Annotated in this window: 16 protein-coding genes and 2 tRNA genes; 10 read left to right on the plus strand and 8 right to left on the minus strand. The window is 61.4% G+C overall.

The features are described 5' to 3' along the window. Window positions 1–117: 117 nt before the first annotated feature. Window positions 118–1,269 carry a porin gene (locus tag ACMFWR_RS15775; RefSeq protein WP_413192545.1) on the plus strand — a complete coding sequence of 384 codons (1,152 nt, stop codon included), beginning with the start codon at window positions 118–120 and terminating at the stop codon, window positions 1,267–1,269. A 143-nt stretch (window positions 1,270–1,412) separates the two neighbouring features. Beyond that, window positions 1,413–1,724, plus strand: coding sequence for a transposase (locus tag ACMFWR_RS15780; RefSeq protein ID WP_413192546.1), 312 nt, complete (start codon window positions 1,413–1,415; stop codon window positions 1,722–1,724). Window positions 1,725–2,074: 350 nt separating this feature from the next. Here ACMFWR_RS15780 and ACMFWR_RS15785 read toward each other — a convergent pair. Beyond that, window positions 2,075–2,151, minus strand: a tRNA-Arg gene (locus ACMFWR_RS15785). 118 nt (window positions 2,152–2,269) lie between these two features. Between ACMFWR_RS15785 and greB the strand changes: the two genes are divergently transcribed. Next, window positions 2,270–2,848: a transcription elongation factor GreB gene (gene greB / locus ACMFWR_RS15790; protein WP_413192547.1), complete on the plus strand. Its 579-nt coding sequence runs from the start codon at window positions 2,270–2,272 to the stop codon at window positions 2,846–2,848. Window positions 2,849–3,011: 163 nt separating this feature from the next. On the opposite strand, the gene ACMFWR_RS15795 is transcribed toward greB, so the two are convergent. The 4 genes from ACMFWR_RS15795 to ACMFWR_RS15810 form a co-directional block, all read right to left on the minus strand. After that, entirely contained in the window at window positions 3,012–5,396 is a 2,385-nt protein-coding gene (locus ACMFWR_RS15795) for a RelA/SpoT family protein (RefSeq protein WP_413192548.1), read from the minus strand. A gap of 90 nt (window positions 5,397–5,486) precedes the next feature. After that, entirely contained in the window at window positions 5,487–5,690 is a 204-nt protein-coding gene (gene rpoZ, locus ACMFWR_RS15800) for a DNA-directed RNA polymerase subunit omega (RefSeq protein WP_413192549.1), read from the minus strand. A gap of 167 nt (window positions 5,691–5,857) precedes the next feature. Further along, window positions 5,858–6,466 (minus strand): guanylate kinase, encoded by a 609-nt coding sequence (gene gmk, locus ACMFWR_RS15805; protein ID WP_413194925.1) that lies wholly within the window; start codon window positions 6,464–6,466, stop codon window positions 5,858–5,860. 126 nt (window positions 6,467–6,592) lie between these two features. After that, complete coding sequence (locus ACMFWR_RS15810; protein WP_413192550.1) at window positions 6,593–7,528, minus strand: YicC/YloC family endoribonuclease; 936 nt, start codon at window positions 7,526–7,528, stop codon at window positions 6,593–6,595. Between the two features lie 411 nt (window positions 7,529–7,939). Here ACMFWR_RS15810 and rph point away from each other — a divergent pair, with 411 nt between their 5' ends. From rph to ACMFWR_RS15830, 4 genes are all read left to right on the plus strand, one after another. Continuing rightward, window positions 7,940–8,680 carry a ribonuclease PH gene (gene rph / locus ACMFWR_RS15815; protein ID WP_413192551.1) on the plus strand — a complete coding sequence of 247 codons (741 nt, stop codon included), beginning with the start codon at window positions 7,940–7,942 and terminating at the stop codon, window positions 8,678–8,680. 116 nt (window positions 8,681–8,796) lie between these two features. Further along, the gene (rdgB, locus tag ACMFWR_RS15820) at window positions 8,797–9,450 is read left to right on the plus strand and encodes an RdgB/HAM1 family non-canonical purine NTP pyrophosphatase (RefSeq protein ID WP_413192552.1); all 654 of its coding nucleotides are present in this window, start codon (window positions 8,797–8,799) and stop codon (window positions 9,448–9,450) included. A 184-nt stretch (window positions 9,451–9,634) separates the two neighbouring features. Further along, window positions 9,635–10,828, plus strand: coding sequence for a radical SAM family heme chaperone HemW (hemW, locus tag ACMFWR_RS15825; RefSeq protein WP_413192553.1), 1,194 nt, complete (start codon window positions 9,635–9,637; stop codon window positions 10,826–10,828). A 251-nt stretch (window positions 10,829–11,079) separates the two neighbouring features. Then, a tRNA-Ser gene (locus ACMFWR_RS15830) sits at window positions 11,080–11,169 on the plus strand. 218 nt (window positions 11,170–11,387) lie between these two features. Here ACMFWR_RS15830 and ACMFWR_RS15835 read toward each other — a convergent pair. Then, window positions 11,388–11,612, minus strand: coding sequence for a hypothetical protein (locus ACMFWR_RS15835; protein WP_413192554.1), 225 nt, complete (start codon window positions 11,610–11,612; stop codon window positions 11,388–11,390). Between ACMFWR_RS15835 and ACMFWR_RS15840 the strand changes: the two genes are divergently transcribed. Together ACMFWR_RS15840 and ACMFWR_RS15845 are read left to right on the plus strand one after the other, a co-directional pair. After that, complete coding sequence (locus tag ACMFWR_RS15840) at window positions 11,598–12,008, plus strand: hypothetical protein (protein WP_413192555.1); 411 nt, start codon at window positions 11,598–11,600, stop codon at window positions 12,006–12,008. The genes ACMFWR_RS15835 and ACMFWR_RS15840 overlap by 15 nt on opposite strands. Before the next feature lie 275 nt (window positions 12,009–12,283). After that, entirely contained in the window at window positions 12,284–12,922 is a 639-nt protein-coding gene (locus ACMFWR_RS15845) for a surface-adhesin E family protein (RefSeq protein WP_413192556.1), read from the plus strand. Window positions 12,923–12,929: 7 nt separating this feature from the next. On the opposite strand, the gene ACMFWR_RS15850 is transcribed toward ACMFWR_RS15845, so the two are convergent. Beyond that, a complete protein-coding gene (locus tag ACMFWR_RS15850) occupies window positions 12,930–13,316 on the minus strand; it encodes a hypothetical protein (RefSeq protein ID WP_413194968.1) in 387 nt (128 codons plus the stop codon). A gap of 122 nt (window positions 13,317–13,438) precedes the next feature. On the opposite strand from ACMFWR_RS15850, the gene ACMFWR_RS15855 reads away from it, so the two are divergent. After that, on the plus strand, window positions 13,439–13,951 hold the full coding sequence (locus ACMFWR_RS15855) for a TonB C-terminal domain-containing protein (RefSeq protein WP_413192557.1): 513 nt from the start codon (window positions 13,439–13,441) through the stop codon (window positions 13,949–13,951). Between the two features lie 3 nt (window positions 13,952–13,954). Here the strand turns inward: ACMFWR_RS15855 and ACMFWR_RS15860 are convergent, their stop codons facing one another. Then, complete coding sequence (locus ACMFWR_RS15860; protein ID WP_413192558.1) at window positions 13,955–15,259, minus strand: diguanylate cyclase; 1,305 nt, start codon at window positions 15,257–15,259, stop codon at window positions 13,955–13,957. Window positions 15,260–15,294 lie beyond the last annotated feature (35 nt).

Below are 15,294 nucleotides of genomic sequence, written 5' to 3' on the forward strand. Positions count from 1 at the left end.
GTCAAGAAATCGATCAGTGTTTTCGCTGACGTTCTTGCGACCGGGTGATCGCACGCGTTCGCCAGATACCGCGCATGCGATGCGCCACGGGACTTGATACGTAACGGAGTGGGAAATATGAAAAAGCAGCTTTTGTTGGCCGGTGTGACTGGCTTGTTCGCTGTCGCCGCACAGGCACAAAGCAGCGTGACGCTCTACGGTTTGATCGATGCGGGCCTGACCTATACGAGCAACGACGTGGCCAGCGGCGGCTCGACGTGGCGCGCGTCGAGCAACATGGCCTCGGGCAGCCGGTTTGGTCTGCGCGGTGCCGAAGATCTGGGAGGCGGACTCAAGGTCATCTTCACCCTGGAAGGCGGATTCGACGTCTATAGCGGCCGATCGACGCAAGGCAACAATAGCTTGTTCGGGCGGCAGGCGTTCGTCGGACTGGCCTCCGATCACTGGGGTACCGTGACGCTGGGTCGTCAGTACGACGCCATGGTCGACTACCTGAGCCCGCTGAGCCTGGCAAACATGGATGACCGCTCGGGCGGATTCATGTTTGCGCACCCGTTCGATGCCGACAACCTCGGCGGAACGTTCCGTCTCAACAACTCGTTCAAGTACACGAGCGCGAACTACGGCGGCTTCTCCTTCGGCGGCATGTATGCCGCGTCCAACGGTGGCAGCGGCCTGTCGGACAACAACCGGGCTTATAGCCTCGGTATGAAGTACGACAACGGGCCACTTCGCCTGGCCGCGGCCTACACGGCGATCAACCAGCCCAATAGCACCACAAACCCTGGCGGCGCCGTGTCGAGCGACTATGGCTTCCAGGCCGACAAGCAATCGACATTCGGCGCCGGCGGCAGCTACGCATTCGGCCCCGCCTCGGTCGGCTTCGTCTGGACCCAGACGCGTCTCGACGGCGCCACCGGCTTTGGCGGCACGATCGGCGTGATGCCGCAGATCGGCAGCAGCGACGCGAAGATCAATAACTACGAGTTGAACGGCAAGTATGCAGTCACGCCTGCGTGGACGCTCAGCGGATCGTATGTGTTCAGCGATGTCCGGTTCACTCGCAATCGCGCCGACCAGCATGGCAACTTCCAGCAGATCAATCTGATGTCGGATCTTTCGCTGTCCAAGCGCACTGACGTGTATCTCGGTGCGGCCTATCAAAACGCCAATGGTGATGCGAACCGCGCGTACATCGTCGGTGCAAGCGGACCTGCCGATCAGGATTCGCAGGTGCTCGTGACGACCGGCCTGCGTCACCGCTTCTGATATCGCTGACATCAGGCAGGGCGCCACGCAGTGTCGTGGCGCCTTTTTTTTCGTCAGGTCCCTGGCCTGATGATCAAACACCAGCGGCGCGCGTCAACGCTCCGGGCAGTCGGGTCGTGGCAGGCGTCGCGAGGAACCCTCATATGAGTGATCTCACCGACCACGAATGGAATGCCGTCAGACATTTGTTTGAGGACACAGGTACACGCAGAGCGATCGGGAGGCCAAGCACCGATGCTCGCACCGTGCTCAACGCGATCCTCTGGATACAACGTTCGGGCGAACGCTGGTTGTACTTGCCTACGCACTTTCCGCCGCAGCAGACGTGCTATTCGAAGTACCTGATATGGAAGAAGGACGGGCGGCTCAGCGAAGTCGCGCGGTTGCTGGGATCCGGCGCATGCCCATCGCGCGAGCAATCGGATCCGTCAGAGTCAGGCACATTCACCGCGTGACTTCGCGTTGCGCGAGTCGCGACATTGAGCGGCGCGCTCCATCGGAGCGTCGCGCCATCCAATCGTCCGGCCCTCACAGCGCGTTCAGCGCGTAACCACAGCCGTCACTGTTTCGCGAGACGCTGCGAACCGTGAGTGCGTTGAACCGGTGCGCACCAGGGCTTCAAGATTCGCCTCGTAGTCCTACCGAAATCCCGACGAACGTACCGACACCGCGGACACCTTGCGAACGCACCGCGATCCTGCGGCATCGAATGCACTCGATGGCGTCCACGCATCCGAATGTGATTTTTGACGATGAAATGAAAAAGGGGTCTTCCATTCGGAAGACCCCTTTTTTACAGCATAAGTGGTGCGGCTGGCAGGATTCGAACCCACGACCCCTTGGTTCGTAGCCAAGTACTCTATCCAACTGAGCTACAGCCGCACATCAGAAGCGAGATTATAGCGAGGACTTCGGCGTTTGCAAAGCGTTTTGTTAAACTCTTTGCCTATACACTATGCTTCGTGTCCACGCGCTTTCTCGCGCAGCCCGCATTTTCACCATGAACAAGGCTTTTGTCAAAGAATCTTCATCTTCCGATGGTGACGACGATGATCTCGACGCCGCCGCTCCCGCAATCCCTGCGGGTGCGAAGAACTACATCACACCCGCAGGCTACAAGCGACTCAAAGATGAGCTGCTGAGTCTCATCGATGTTGAACGTCCTGAAGTCGTGAGGCTCGTATCGTGGGCCGCTTCGAACGGTGACCGCTCCGAGAACGGTGACTATATCTATGGGAAGCGCCGACTTCGCGAAATCGATCGACGCATCCGCTTTCTCACGAAGCGCCTCGACATTGCCGAGGTCGTCGACGCAAGCAAACAGGAGAATCGCGACCAGGTGTTTTTTGGCGCGACGATCGACTATGCGACCAAGGATGGCACCGAGCACCAGATCATGATCGTCGGGATCGATGAAGTCGATCTCGAACACAATCGAGTCAGCTGGATTTCACCGATCGCTCGCGCGCTAGTGAAGTCGCGCATTGGCGATGTCGTGCCGTTGCAGACACCCGCTGGTGTTGAGCAGATCGAAATTCTGGATGTCATCTATCCCGACGCGGACGGGACGATTCACTGAGCGCGCACATTAACCCAGGCTGAGTGGCGTCTCACCGATGCGCATCACGCGGCACTCGGGTAACGCTCGGTCAATCCTCAGGGAGTGCTCACGCACCACTCAGGCACGCGTACGCATCGTTCAGGCTGCGACCACCCATCAACGCCGGCACCCGCCAGCGTGATCAGTAGTCCGCCCGCTCGCGGTCGATACGAATGCCGCCGTCATGCCGACCCGGCGGCTCTTCGCTTGGCCGTTCGCGCGAAATCCGCACGACGTCCGGGTTCGCGCGCGTGCGTCGCATCACATTCGCGAGATGCACACGGTCGCTGACCTGAATGATGAAGCGCAGCTCGGTGATTTCCTGCGCGATGTTCTCGTCCATAGCGACGTGAACGATATTCGCATCAGCAGATGTGATATCGCCAGCGACGCGGGCGAACACACCCTTCGCACTCTTGACGAGCACCTTCACGCCGACGTCGAACAAACGCCCGGGTTGCGGCGCCCATGCGACGTCGATCCAGCGTTCCGGATCCCGACGGTGAATGCGTTGCGCAACGCGGCAATCGGCCGTGTGAATCGCCATGCCGAGGCCAATACCAATGTAGCCCATGATCGCGTCACCAGGAATCGGGCGGCAGCACGGCGACAACTGCACCGACATCCCTTCCGTGCCCGTGATCACGACCGCCGCGCCACCCGCACCCGATGCGTGGTGCGTCGAGGTACCCGCGTTGGACAGCGCGTCCTCATCATCTTCTTCGCGACCACTCATCAGCACTTCGAGACGCTTCGCCATGACGGCGGCGACGTCGCGGCCCAGGCCGATATCGGCGAACAGCTCCTGACGATTGCGGTTGCCCGTCCAGAGCGACAGCTTTTCCCAGACTTCCGGCGTGACGTCGGACAACGACAGTCGATATGCTTTGAGGGCCTGATCGACAAGACGCTCGCCGAGCTGAACCGACTCGTTGAACCGCATCGTCTTCAGATAGTGACGAATCGCTGCGCGCGCCTTGCCCGTTCGGACAAACCCGAGCCACGCCGGATTCGGCTTCGAATACGGCGCGGTAATCACTTCGACGATGTCGCCGCTCTTGAGCTCCGTACGCAACGGCAAAAGCTCGTTATTAATCTTGACCGCGACGCACTGGTTGCCGAGATCGCTGTGCACGCCATAAGCGAAGTCGAGTGCCGTGGCACCGCGCGGCAGCGCCATGATCTTCGACTTTGGCGTAAACACGTAGACCGCATCGGGGAACAGATCGATCTTGACCTGCTCGAGGAACTCGGTCGAGTCCCCGGCTTCCGACTGGATATCGAGCAGCGAGCTCAACCACTGATGCGCACGCTTCTGGACATCGTTGAGATCGGCACTGCCGTTCTTGTAGAGCCAGTGCGCGGCGACGCCCGACTCGGCGATCTCGTGCATCTTGCGCGTGCGAATCTGAAACTCGATCGGCGTGCCAAACGGGCCGACGAGCGTGGTGTGCAACGACTGATAGCCGTTCACCTTCGGAATCGCGATGTAGTCCTTGAATTTGCCCGGCACGGGCTTATACAGCGAGTGCAGCGCGCCGACGCACATATAGCACTCGAGCGGCTGCTCGACGACGACGCGAAAACCGTAGACGTCGAGCACCTGCGAGAACGACAACTGCTTGTCGCGCATCTTTTGATAGATGCTGAAAATCGTCTTCTCACGGCCGGTCACGTCGGCCTGAATCTTGGCTTCGGACAACGAACGCTGAACGGCTTCGAGAATCTTGCCGACGACCTCGCGCCGATTGCCGCGTGCGGCTTTGACGGCCTTTTCGAGCGTGGCGTACCGGCGCGGGTTGAAATTCGCGAAGCTGAGGTCCTGAAGCTCACGAAACGTGTTGTTCAGCCCCAGGCGGTGCGCGATCGGCGCATAAATATCGAGTGTCTCGCGCGCGACGCGGCGTCGCTTTTCGGTCGGCACCGCACCGAGGGTGCGCATATTGTGCAGACGATCGGCGAGCTTGACGAGAATCACGCGTACATCGCGCGCCATCGCGAGCAGCATCTTGCGGAAATTCTCCGCCTGCGCTTCCTCGCGATTCCGGAATTCCATCTTGTCGAGCTTCGACAAGCCGTCGACAAGTTCGGCGACCTTGGGACCAAAACGCTCGGCGAGTTCGGTCTTGGTAACGCCCTGGTCTTCCATCACGTCGTGCAACAGCGCGGCCATGATCGACTGGGCATCGAGCTTCCAGTCGGCACAGATCTCCGCAACGGCAACGGGGTGCGTGATGTACGGTTCGCCGCTCTGGCGATATTGCCCGAGGTGCGCTTCGTCGCTGAAATGGAAAGCCGCTTTGACTTCCTTCAGCTCGTTTTTCTTGAGATAGGCCGACAGTGCAGTCGTCAGTTTCGCGATCGAAACGACTTCATGCTTGCGCGGCTGCTCGGGCGTGGCGGTCGGTCCGAACAAATGCCGGAACGACTGCTCGAGCACGGCGTCGATATATTTGCGTGCGGACGCAGCCTTCGACGTCGCAGGCGTATCGACAGACAAAGAGGCGGATGAGGAATCGGAACTCATGCTCGCCTCCCTGTTAAGTATGTCAAATGCTCAGCGCTCACAAGGAGTGGGACCCGGAGCGCCTCCTGATAGTCCAGCGATTCCGGTCGGTCAGACCGGGACCTTCTTCAACATCTCGACGCCAACCTTGCCTTCAGCGATTTCGCGCAGCGCGACGACGGTCGGCTTGTCGCGGCTTTCGACCTTGGGCGTGTGACCCTGCGCGAGCTGGCGCGCACGATACGTTGCCGCCAGTGCGAGTTCAAAACGATTGGGGATCTGCTTCAGGCAGTCCTCGACGGTGATGCGTGCCATGGTGGTGTGTTCCTTCCTTATATGCTGCGTATTCTACATGAAGCGCCGAAACGTCCGTGGGACGCGAATCGATTGCACAACGCCTTCCGTTGGGGCTTTTGCAACACTCGCGCGCGACTCCCCGGCGACGCTCTGTCGGCGTATCCGCGTGCGCCGTTTGAAATGCCTTACGCTTGCGGCAAATGAATGCCGAGCTGCGTGAACAATTCGGTGTGCCGCGCGTATTGCGACGCACACCGGAGGCGTGTCGCGGCAACGATGCACTGCAACTCCGCCAGCGCATGCGGGAACGACTCGTTGATCACGACATACTCGAAATCCGGCGCGTGGGCGATCTCGCTACCTGCCGCAAGCAGGCGTCGCACGATCACGTTGGCCGCATCCTGACCGCGCTTGCGCAAGCGGTCTTCGAGGACTTCGAGCGACGGCGGCAGAATGAAAATGCCCACCGCATTGCTGAACTGCTTGCGCACCTGCAGCGCGCCTTGCCAGTCGATCTCGAGCAGCACGTCGCGGCCATTGCGCATTTGCTCTTCGATCCACACACGCGAGGTGGCGTAGAAGTTGCCATGCACTTCGGCGCTTTCGAGAAACTCGCCCTGACGACGACGCTCGGCGAATTCTTCCTTGGTGCAGAACAGATACTCGCGCCCGTGCTTTTCATTGGGTCGCGGCGGACGCGTCGTGTACGAGATCGACAGGCGAATCGCCGAATCCTGCTCGAGCAGCGCGTTCACGAGCGTCGACTTGCCCGCACCCGAGGGCGCGACAACCATAAACAGATTCCCCGGATACACCCCCGTGTATTCGGTGGGGTTTGCGGTCTTTGCGACCGATTCGGCGGCACGCTGCTCCGCTTGTACCGCGCGTGCGTCGCGCGGAATCTTGTCACTCATTGTTCTTTACTCCAGATTCTGTACTTGCTCGCGCATCTGCTCGATCAGCAGCTTGAGCGTCATCGATGCATCCGCCAGTTCCTTGGCAGCCGCCTTCGAGCCCAGCGTATTCGCTTCGCGGTTGAGTTCCTGCATCATGAAGTCGAGCCGCTTGCCGACCTTGCCACCCTTCTCGATCACGTGACGCGTTTCGCGCAGGTGAGCGTTCAGGCGCGAGATTTCTTCCGCGATATCGATGCGGATGCCATACATCGTGACTTCCTGGCGAATCCGCTCCGCGGCTTCTTCGCGCGTGACGACCGTGGCGCCGTTATCGGGCGCGCCAACGCCGAGCGCGTCATTGAGCCGTTCGACGATCTTGGCCTGCTGGCGCGCGACGAGTTCCGGCACCAGCGGCGTGATGCGCGTGACGATCGCTTCCATCTCCGCCACGTTGGTCAGAAGCATCGTTGCGAGTTGAGCGCCTTCGCGGCCGCGTACGTCGATCAGTTCGCGGATCGCGTCCTTGCCGCACGCGAGGACCGCGTCGCGAAGCACTTCGGGCGACACTGCGCTTTCAGAAAGCACGCCAGGCCAGCGAAGAATTTCGCCGATACGCAAGCGCTCGGCGCCCGGGAAAGCAGTGAGCACTTCGTTTTCGAGCGTACGCAACTGATCGAGTGCACCGGGCTGGATCGTGCCCGCGAGCGAGTTGTCGCCACGCTGCACGTTCACGCGAATATCGACCTTGCCTCGCGAAAGCTTGTTCATCAGCATTTCGCGCAGCGTCGGTTCGCAGACCCGCACCTCCTCCGGCATCCGGAAATTGAGGTCGAGGAAGCGCGAGTTCACCGTGCGCAATTCGACGGAGACGCTTGCAACGGCGTCGCCTGCGTCGCTGCCGGCGTTATCGCCCGCGAGTTCGCGGGTCACGCTCGCATAGCCCGTCATGCTATAGATCATTGTGCGGTTCCGCGTAAGGGCAGCCTGGGGCCGCCTGAAACAAGTGAAGGCACGATTATCGCATTTCGGCGCGCACGTCGGCCGGACGGGCGTTTTGGTGGTCCGACCGGCCCGGCTCCCGCGTTTGAATTCGCGCCTGCCCGACACGGCGCGCATGTGTTTCGACACGATGAATCGTCACGTCACGGACATGTGATTCTGTCGAGAGGCTTTGGCTCGCTGCACGATATGGGTCGGCACAACCGCATCTCAAGCCGGGATCGCGGACTGCCATGCCGCCCTTCGCGCGTCGACTCGCAGTACTGGGGCCGATCCGCGTTTAGCGCTAAGATTCGGGCTCGTCGATACGGGCTCGCACGCGTGTGATGCGTGCAGGGCCCCTCCCCACCCCTCTTTCCCGCGGACCCCAACATGTCTTCCAGCGTTTCACGCCACAGCGGCCGCCGCGCCGACCAGTTGCGCGACGTGCGCATCACGCGCCAGTACACGAAGCATGCCGAAGGCTCGGTGCTCATCGAATTCGGCGACACGAAAGTCATCTGCACGGCGAGCGTCAGCGAACAGGTCCCCGGTTTCCTGCGCGACCGCGGCCAGGGCTGGCTGACGGCCGAATACGGCATGCTGCCGCGCGCGACGCATACGCGCAGCGATCGTGAAGCGGCACGCGGCAAGCAGACTGGACGCACGCAGGAAATCCAGCGCCTGATCGGCCGCGCGCTGCGCGCCGTGTTCGACCTCGAAAAGCTCGGCGCACGCACAATCAACCTCGATTGCGACGTGATTCAGGCCGACGGCGGTACGCGCACGGCCAGCATCACGGGCGCTTTCCTCGCCGCCCACGACGCCGTATCGAAGCTGCTGTCGAGCGGCAAGATCACCGAGTCGCCGATTACCAATTTCGTCGCGGCGATCTCCGTCGGCATCCACGACGGCGTGCCCCTGCTCGATCTCGACTACATTGAAGATTCGCAGTGCGATACCGACATGAATGTCGTGATGACCGGCTCGGGCGGCCTCGTCGAAGTGCAGGGCACGGCGGAAGGCGCGCCGTTCTCGCGTGACGAGATGAACCGGCTGCTCGATCTCGCGCAGGGCGGGATCTACGATCTGATCGCCATGCAACGCAAGGCACTCGAGATCGTCTACGCCTGAACAAAGAGTGGCGCAAGTCCGACGGCGTGTGCCGTGACCGGCTGCGTGCGCCACGATGCATCGGCGGCAACGTCAGCGACGACGCTGCCGCAATCGAATGAATTGAGAAAGAACCGATGACTTCGAACATCGCGACGACAAGCGGCAAAAGCGACACACAGCGCGGTGAACGCCGGCGTGTGGTCGTTGCTTCGAACAACGCCGGGAAGCTCCGCGAGTTCGCGTCGCTGCTCGGCACCGCGGGGCTCGACCTCGTGCCTCAGGGCGAACTCGGCGTGCCGGAAGCCGAAGAACCGCACGCTACGTTCATCGAGAACGCGCTGGAAAAGGCGCGGCACGCGTCGCGGCTCACCGGGTTGCCGGCGCTAGCCGACGATTCCGGTCTGTGCGTACGCGCGTTGCACGGCGCGCCCGGTGTGTACTCGGCGCGATACGCGCAACGAGCGGGCGGCGAAAAGAGCGATGCGGCAAACAACCGACATCTGCTCGCGGAACTCGCCGCGCATGACGATCGGCGCGGGCACTACGTATGCGTGCTTGCCTTCGTCGAACATGCGGACGACCCCGAACCGATCATCGGCGCGGGCCGCTGGTTCGGCGAAATCGCCGAATCGCCGCGCGGGGAGCACGGGTTTGGTTATGACCCGCTCTTCTATCTGCCCGAACAAGGCATGACTGCGGCGGAGCTCACGCCCGAGGTCAAGAACGCCGTCAGCCATCGCGCGATTGCGCTGCGGCATTTGCTCGCACAGCTACGCGAGCGCGGTTGACGTAGAAACGCTGTGGGAATCGCTGAGACGTTGTAGAAGCACACGTGAATCGTGTAGACGTCGTAGAAGCACAGCGGAAATCGCGTAGTCGTCGCGGCGCACGTACATCGGACGTCTTCGACGGCCGCGCCCATATCAGGAAACATCGCGCCTTCGGCAACGAAGACGCATCGAGGTTGTCGTCATGGCTCAAGTTACCCAAGCCTTCCTTGCACCGGGACGTATCCGTCTGCCCGCAGTGCCCCCGCTCTCGCTCTACGTGCACTTTCCGTGGTGCGTGCGGAAGTGTCCCTATTGCGATTTCAATTCGCACGAATGGAAGGGTGAAGGCGATTTCCCCGAAGACGCTTACCTCGATGCATTGCGTGCGGATCTCGAGTCCGCGCTGCCGCTCGTGTGGGGCAGACGCATCCATACCGTGTTTATCGGCGGTGGCACACCGAGCTTGCTGTCGGCAAAGGGTCTCGATCGACTGCTGTCGGACATCCGCGCGCTGCTGCCCGTCGACGCCGACGCCGAGATCACGCTCGAGGCCAATCCGGGGACTTTCGAAGCCGAGAAGTTCCGGCAGTTTCGCGAGATGGGCGTCAACCGCCTGTCGGTCGGCATCCAGAGCTTCAACGATCGGCACCTGAAGGCCCTCGGGCGGATTCACGATTCCGCGCAGGCGCGCCGCGCACTCGAAGTCGCATCGAAGGTGTTCGACAACTTCAATATGGACCTCATGTTTGCGCTGCCCGGGCAAACGCTTGAGGAATGCAAGGCAGACGTCGAAACTGCGCTGTCCTTCGGCTCGCCGCATTTGTCGCTCTACCATCTGACGCTCGAGCCCAATACGTACTTCGCGAAGTATCCGCCCCCGCTGCCGGACGACGATACGTCGGCCGATATGCAGGACTGGATTCACGCACGCGCACTGGAAGCAGGTTTCGAACGGTATGAGGTGTCGGCGTATGCGAAGCCTCACCACCGAAGCAAACACAACCTCAACTACTGGCAATTCGGCGACTATCTCGGCATCGGCGCAGGCGCGCACGGCAAGCTCTCGTTCCCGGAACGGATCCTCCGCCAGATCCGGTACAAGCATCCGACGAGCTATATCGAGCAGGCACTGAAGCAGGAAGCCGTGCAGGAAGAGCACGAGGTCTCGACAGCGGATCTGCCGTTTGAATTCATGCTCAATGCGTTGCGGCTCAACGAGGGATTCCCGGTGCATCGCTTTATGGAACGCACGGGGCTCACGATGAATTCAATCGAAGCGCCGCTACGCGAAGCCGAAGCACGTGGCCTGATTACGCGCGATCACCAGCACATCGCGCCGACACCGCTCGGGCAGCGATTCCTCAATGATTTGCAGGGGTTGTTTTTGAAGGAGTAGGACGGCGAGAACCGCGCGGGGTCAACGTCCTGGTCGCTGCGCGCGACGGATCGCTGAGTTGGGTTTGAACTGCGATGGCCAGAACGCGTGTTGCACAGGGGCAGAATTTCAAGGACGAAGCCTCTTCCCAAACCGGGCACAGCGCACGTCGTGCGCACGAGTTTTAATCCTGCCGCCGGGTCGGGTACAATACGCGCCTTGCCGCATCGAGGCGCGTCTCTCCGACGCACCAATGCCCCGATGCCGACGCAGGAGGTGTGGCCGAGCGGTTTAAGGCACTGGTCTTGAAAACCAGCGAAGGGGTAACCCTTCCGTGAGTTCGAATCTCACCGCCTCCGCCAGTTTCTCTCCCGTATCCCTGCCTCCGAGACCGCTGCGAAGCCGGACCTCCCCGTATTCTGACAACCCGATCCCGCAATTCGCGCATCGTGCTGCGGAAATGAACGCCGCGCGTGTCAGCCGTTTCTTATATTCATGTCGCTTGCTCTGATTCTGCGTTCGAGGCCTAGCTTCGTTGGCTGACTCATGAGATCGTCCGATTCGACGCTAGAGCGACCCGTCACGCCTGTCGCTCATCATTGATTCTCATCATCAGGTTGCGAGCATGGGCGCCTTTATCCACCGAAAATTCGATTTTGACTGTCGTAACCTCGACGAAAAATGGCGGGCTCTGTTCGAAGGCCAGGTCAACTTGTGGAATGAACGTCTCGAATACCACGCACGGATGCTGGACGAACGGGAGGCACGCGCCAAGGAGCAGTTCGATCGAATGAATCAGGTGCATGAAAGGCTGGCAAATGCACGCCTGCGCCGTTTCGAATTGATCGTCAACCAGATCAAGGAAAGCAACGTCTGCATCCAGGCCGACATGGCTGCGATCAAGGAAAACAATGCCGAGGTGATCGCGGAAGCCAGGCGCGAGGCTCGCAGCGTGAAAACCATTGTCGTCACGACGGCGATCGGTTCAGTCATGGCGATCGCAGGCTTCAACGCGACGGTGTTGTCGAACATGGTTGCATCGTACGAATCCGGCAAGAGCACGGCTGCCGCGATCACGCAAGCAACCGAACGGCTCGATCGGTTGCAAGAGCGCACCGAAAGAACGGCTGCACTCGTCGATGCCTGGTACGCGCAAATGACCGAGCAGGACGGAACGATCAAGAAGCCTTCGAAGCGGTGATCCCGCCACGGAGTCGCGGCCTTCCCTTTCAAATCGCTACCATTGGCGGGATTGAGGTCCCAATCCCGCCAATCAGCCGCCATTTCCCCCGTCTATTCAACGCCTAAACCGGGCGGCAAATCGACCATACTGGTGATATCGGAAATTACGTGGAATTGACGGGTTGTCTGACCGCCTCGCCCCGTGCCCCGGAATCATCGGGCCGGAAACAAGGACGGACGCAGGACCCGGACCCCACAGACTCTGTTTATTCGCATCCTGGAACGGTCCGCCGCATGAACCTGCAACCGACATTTGCACGCCGCCTCAGCCTTCGCAGCGGCCCTGCTCGCGCCCTCTCGGCGCTCGCGCTTCTTTTCGCTGTGCCGGCGGGCAGCGCGTTCGCGTCCTGGCTGACGATTGCGGAAATCCCGCGCACGAGCGTCACGGTCAGCATGCAGACGGAAGGCCGCGTGCCGCGCTCCGCGCGCCTGAATCCGATCGAATCGTTCTTCCGGAGCGCACCGCCGCCCGCGTCGGCGTGGTTCCTGTTCAACTATCCGGCACCGGTCGCGACGTCCGAATCTTTCACGTTCCGGTCGTATAAGGAGCATGTGGTCGCGGATTGCGACAGCGGCACGATCGGCATGGATCAATTCATCGCGTTCGGTGGTCAGGACGGCGGCGGCCATTCGGTCACGAGCTGGGTCGCGCCCGATGCGCCGCTCGACTTGCGCCCTGCCGTGCCGGGCACGATCGGCGCGATCATGTTCAACGCGGTCTGCAGCGGCCCCGCGCCGTTCCCGGTCAAGGACGTGCTGCTGCAACCGGGCGCGGCACCGGCTGCCGCACCCAGCGCCTCCGCCTCGGATGCGGCTTCGGCGACAGCGATTCCGTCGATGGAACCGCAGCATCCGGCTACGCAGCTTCAATAACGATTCATCAGCCTACTGGCGTTTCACCCTCGCCCGACTTCTTTCCGGGTCGATCGTGAGGCGCCTGCTTGCGCCCTTCATCGCCCCGTTCGGGCAACTTGCTCTTCTCGTTGTCGTTGTGATGGGCCGGCTGCGGATGCTGTAAGTCCGACTCGGTCGCCGGGTCATGGCGCTCGTGTTCAGCGCCATGCGATGTCCCCGAGCCGGCCTGCGCAGCGCGCGGTCGGCGCACGGTTCCGCTCTCACTCGCGGCAGACGCCGTATCCGGTTGCATGTTCGCGTGGCTCACGCTCATACCTTCCTCGTCGGCTTTCGTCGGTGCGCCGCTCATCCGTGGATTCCTGCCCGCGTGGTGGCGCGACAGCGCATGTTCCTGGGCATGTGTCTGTGGCATGTTTTCGCTCCTTCGGATCAGGATGACCCCACTGTGGCTTAGAGCAAATACCGATCCCGGAAAAATGTCGTCGTAAGCAGCGTTGCCTATGATGAATAAACCCTTCGCACCGGATGCCTGCGATGAAGATGCCTCGCGACGCCGTCACCCAGACCCTGATGGTTGTGGCCATCAGCTGCGCCGCGGCGGGCGCGTCGTTGCTGGGCGGGTGCTCTGAAGCGCCAGCGGCGAAGTCATTCATTCAATCGCTTTACCTGGGCCCGGATAAAGCGAAGCAGGTTCGCACCGACGATTACAAGACTCAGGTCGCCCAGCGCATCGAAACGGTCAATGCAGAGGTCATCACGCCGGGCCGGCCGCAAGCGATGCTGCGTTCGGTGGTCATCGTGTCGTTCGTGGTGGACCGTCAGGGCAAGATCCTGCGCTCGTCCGTGTTCCGCACGAACGGCGACGACGTCGCCGAGAAAGTCGCGATCACGACGCTCAGACGTTCGGCCCCGTTGCCGGAGCCGCCGGCATCGGTGCTCAATGCTGCGGGTCAGGTCGAACTGATGGAGGGCTGGCTCTTCAACACGGACGGCCGATTCCAATTGCAATCGCTCGCCGCGCCCCAGCAGGACGGAGAAACGGAATAGCCGTCAAACCGGTGCTTCAGTCGCGCCGAACAGATCCTCGGTCCCGGCATCGAACCAGTCGAACAAATCGGCCTGCTCTTCGATTTGCTCAGTGGCGATAAAGCCGCGCACCGGGCCATCCTCAGTCGGAATCACGATGGTATTGCGCCCGACATGCTTCGCGCGCAGCACCCGTTCGTCGGCATCACGCAGCAGCAGTTCCGCGTCATCCAGCAAGCCGAATGCGAGTCCGATCGAGATGGTCAGCGACACATCGCTCTCGCCCGTCTCAAACGGCTCGCCGCCGATTGCATGACGCAATCGCTTGGCGGCTGCGTGTGCGTCGTCGATCTCGCGGCACGGCACGACGACAACAAATTCTTCGCCCCCGAAACGGCAGACAAAGTCTCCGGGCCGCACAGTCGCCGATAAACGGAGCGCTATTTTTTGCAGCACCAGATCGCCGACAAGATGACCAAACCGGTCGTTGACGGACTTGAAGTAATCGACGTCGATGACGAGTACGCCGATCGTCCGGTGATGTGTCTGCGCCAGGCGGTCCAGGCGCTGTTCGAGCCCGCGACGGTTGATCAGGTTGGTCAACGGATCGCGCTCGGCCTGATCGGCAAACGCTCGAGCTTGATCAAGATAACGATCGCGAATCGCGCAGGTCGCAGCGGCGACGAACACAAAAGTCAGCAAGGTACCCGTCACCGCTTCGAACACGGCAGCCGATCCAGGCTGCGTCACCACGGTCAGCCAGTGCGGCGACCAATCGAAGACATCGAGCACGATGCGCAGCGCATGCGCGGCCGCACCGCCTGCGGGCAACAACGAAGCCGCGGCCGCCACACCCGGCAATGCCGGATGCCGTTCGCTTACGCGCCGGAAATGCCGCGCTTGCCAGGCACACAGGCTGAACACCGCGGCGCGCCAGACATCGACGACGAGATCACGCACCGCGGGGTCACCGATCCGTGCCCACGCCAGATAGGCCACGACTGCAATCAGCGCTGCCGAACGCAAGGGCAGCGCCCGGCCGTGGCGACGCTGAAGGCGATGTTGCGCTAAATGAAGTAAACACGGTGCGACGATCAAGGCGACGCCGCCGACAAGCGCGAACGCGTTTTGCCACGCGTCGTTGCCCGGATGAACGGTCAGGCGAATCATCGCCCCCGCCAGAGAGAGCAATGCACTAATCAGGAATGGTCTGAGCCCCGGCAATACGCCGTTGGCCCAGCGGTAAAGCAAGACGATCAAGACCTGCAAACCCAATACGATCGCCAACCATACCGCTGCATTCGCCCCGCTGACTGGATCCCAGTTCATCTGGATTATTGTCTGATCAAAGGTCGTTGCCGGAA

The sequence above is a fragment of the Pararobbsia alpina genome, assembly GCF_965118125.1.
Lineage (GTDB): Bacteria > Pseudomonadota > Gammaproteobacteria > Burkholderiales > Burkholderiaceae > Pararobbsia > Pararobbsia alpina_A.

What these genes read in the sequence shown, in the direction of transcription:
- gmk (WP_413194925.1), bottom strand. Translation starts at nt 6,466, where the DNA reads ATGGTTGTCGCGCCCTCGGGTGCGGGCAAGTCGACGCTCGTGAACGCG.
- ACMFWR_RS15795 (WP_413192548.1), bottom strand. Translation starts at nt 5,396, where the DNA reads ATGAGTTCCGATTCCTCATCCGCCTCTTTGTCTGTCGATACGCCTGCG.
- greB (WP_413192547.1), top strand. Translation starts at nt 2,270, where the DNA reads ATGAACAAGGCTTTTGTCAAAGAATCTTCATCTTCCGATGGTGACGAC.
- rdgB (WP_413192552.1), top strand. Translation starts at nt 8,797, where the DNA reads ATGACTTCGAACATCGCGACGACAAGCGGCAAAAGCGACACACAGCGC.
- ACMFWR_RS15810 (WP_413192550.1), bottom strand. Translation starts at nt 7,528, where the DNA reads ATGATCTATAGCATGACGGGCTATGCGAGCGTGACCCGCGAACTCGCG.
- rph (WP_413192551.1), top strand. Translation starts at nt 7,940, where the DNA reads ATGTCTTCCAGCGTTTCACGCCACAGCGGCCGCCGCGCCGACCAGTTG.
- ACMFWR_RS15835 (WP_413192554.1), bottom strand. Translation starts at nt 11,612, where the DNA reads ATGCACCTGATTCATTCGATCGAACTGCTCCTTGGCGCGTGCCTCCCG.
- hemW (WP_413192553.1), top strand. Translation starts at nt 9,635, where the DNA reads ATGGCTCAAGTTACCCAAGCCTTCCTTGCACCGGGACGTATCCGTCTG.
- ACMFWR_RS15850 (WP_413194968.1), bottom strand. Translation starts at nt 13,316, where the DNA reads ATGCCACAGACACATGCCCAGGAACATGCGCTGTCGCGCCACCACGCG.
- ACMFWR_RS15855 (WP_413192557.1), top strand. Translation starts at nt 13,439, where the DNA reads ATGAAGATGCCTCGCGACGCCGTCACCCAGACCCTGATGGTTGTGGCC.
- rpoZ (WP_413192549.1), bottom strand. Translation starts at nt 5,690, where the DNA reads ATGGCACGCATCACCGTCGAGGACTGCCTGAAGCAGATCCCCAATCGT.
- ACMFWR_RS15780 (WP_413192546.1), top strand. Translation starts at nt 1,413, where the DNA reads ATGAGTGATCTCACCGACCACGAATGGAATGCCGTCAGACATTTGTTT.
- ACMFWR_RS15775 (WP_413192545.1), top strand. Translation starts at nt 118, where the DNA reads ATGAAAAAGCAGCTTTTGTTGGCCGGTGTGACTGGCTTGTTCGCTGTC.
- ACMFWR_RS15840 (WP_413192555.1), top strand. Translation starts at nt 11,598, where the DNA reads ATGAATCAGGTGCATGAAAGGCTGGCAAATGCACGCCTGCGCCGTTTC.
- ACMFWR_RS15845 (WP_413192556.1), top strand. Translation starts at nt 12,284, where the DNA reads ATGAACCTGCAACCGACATTTGCACGCCGCCTCAGCCTTCGCAGCGGC.
- ACMFWR_RS15860 (WP_413192558.1), bottom strand. Translation starts at nt 15,259, where the DNA reads ATGAACTGGGATCCAGTCAGCGGGGCGAATGCAGCGGTATGGTTGGCG.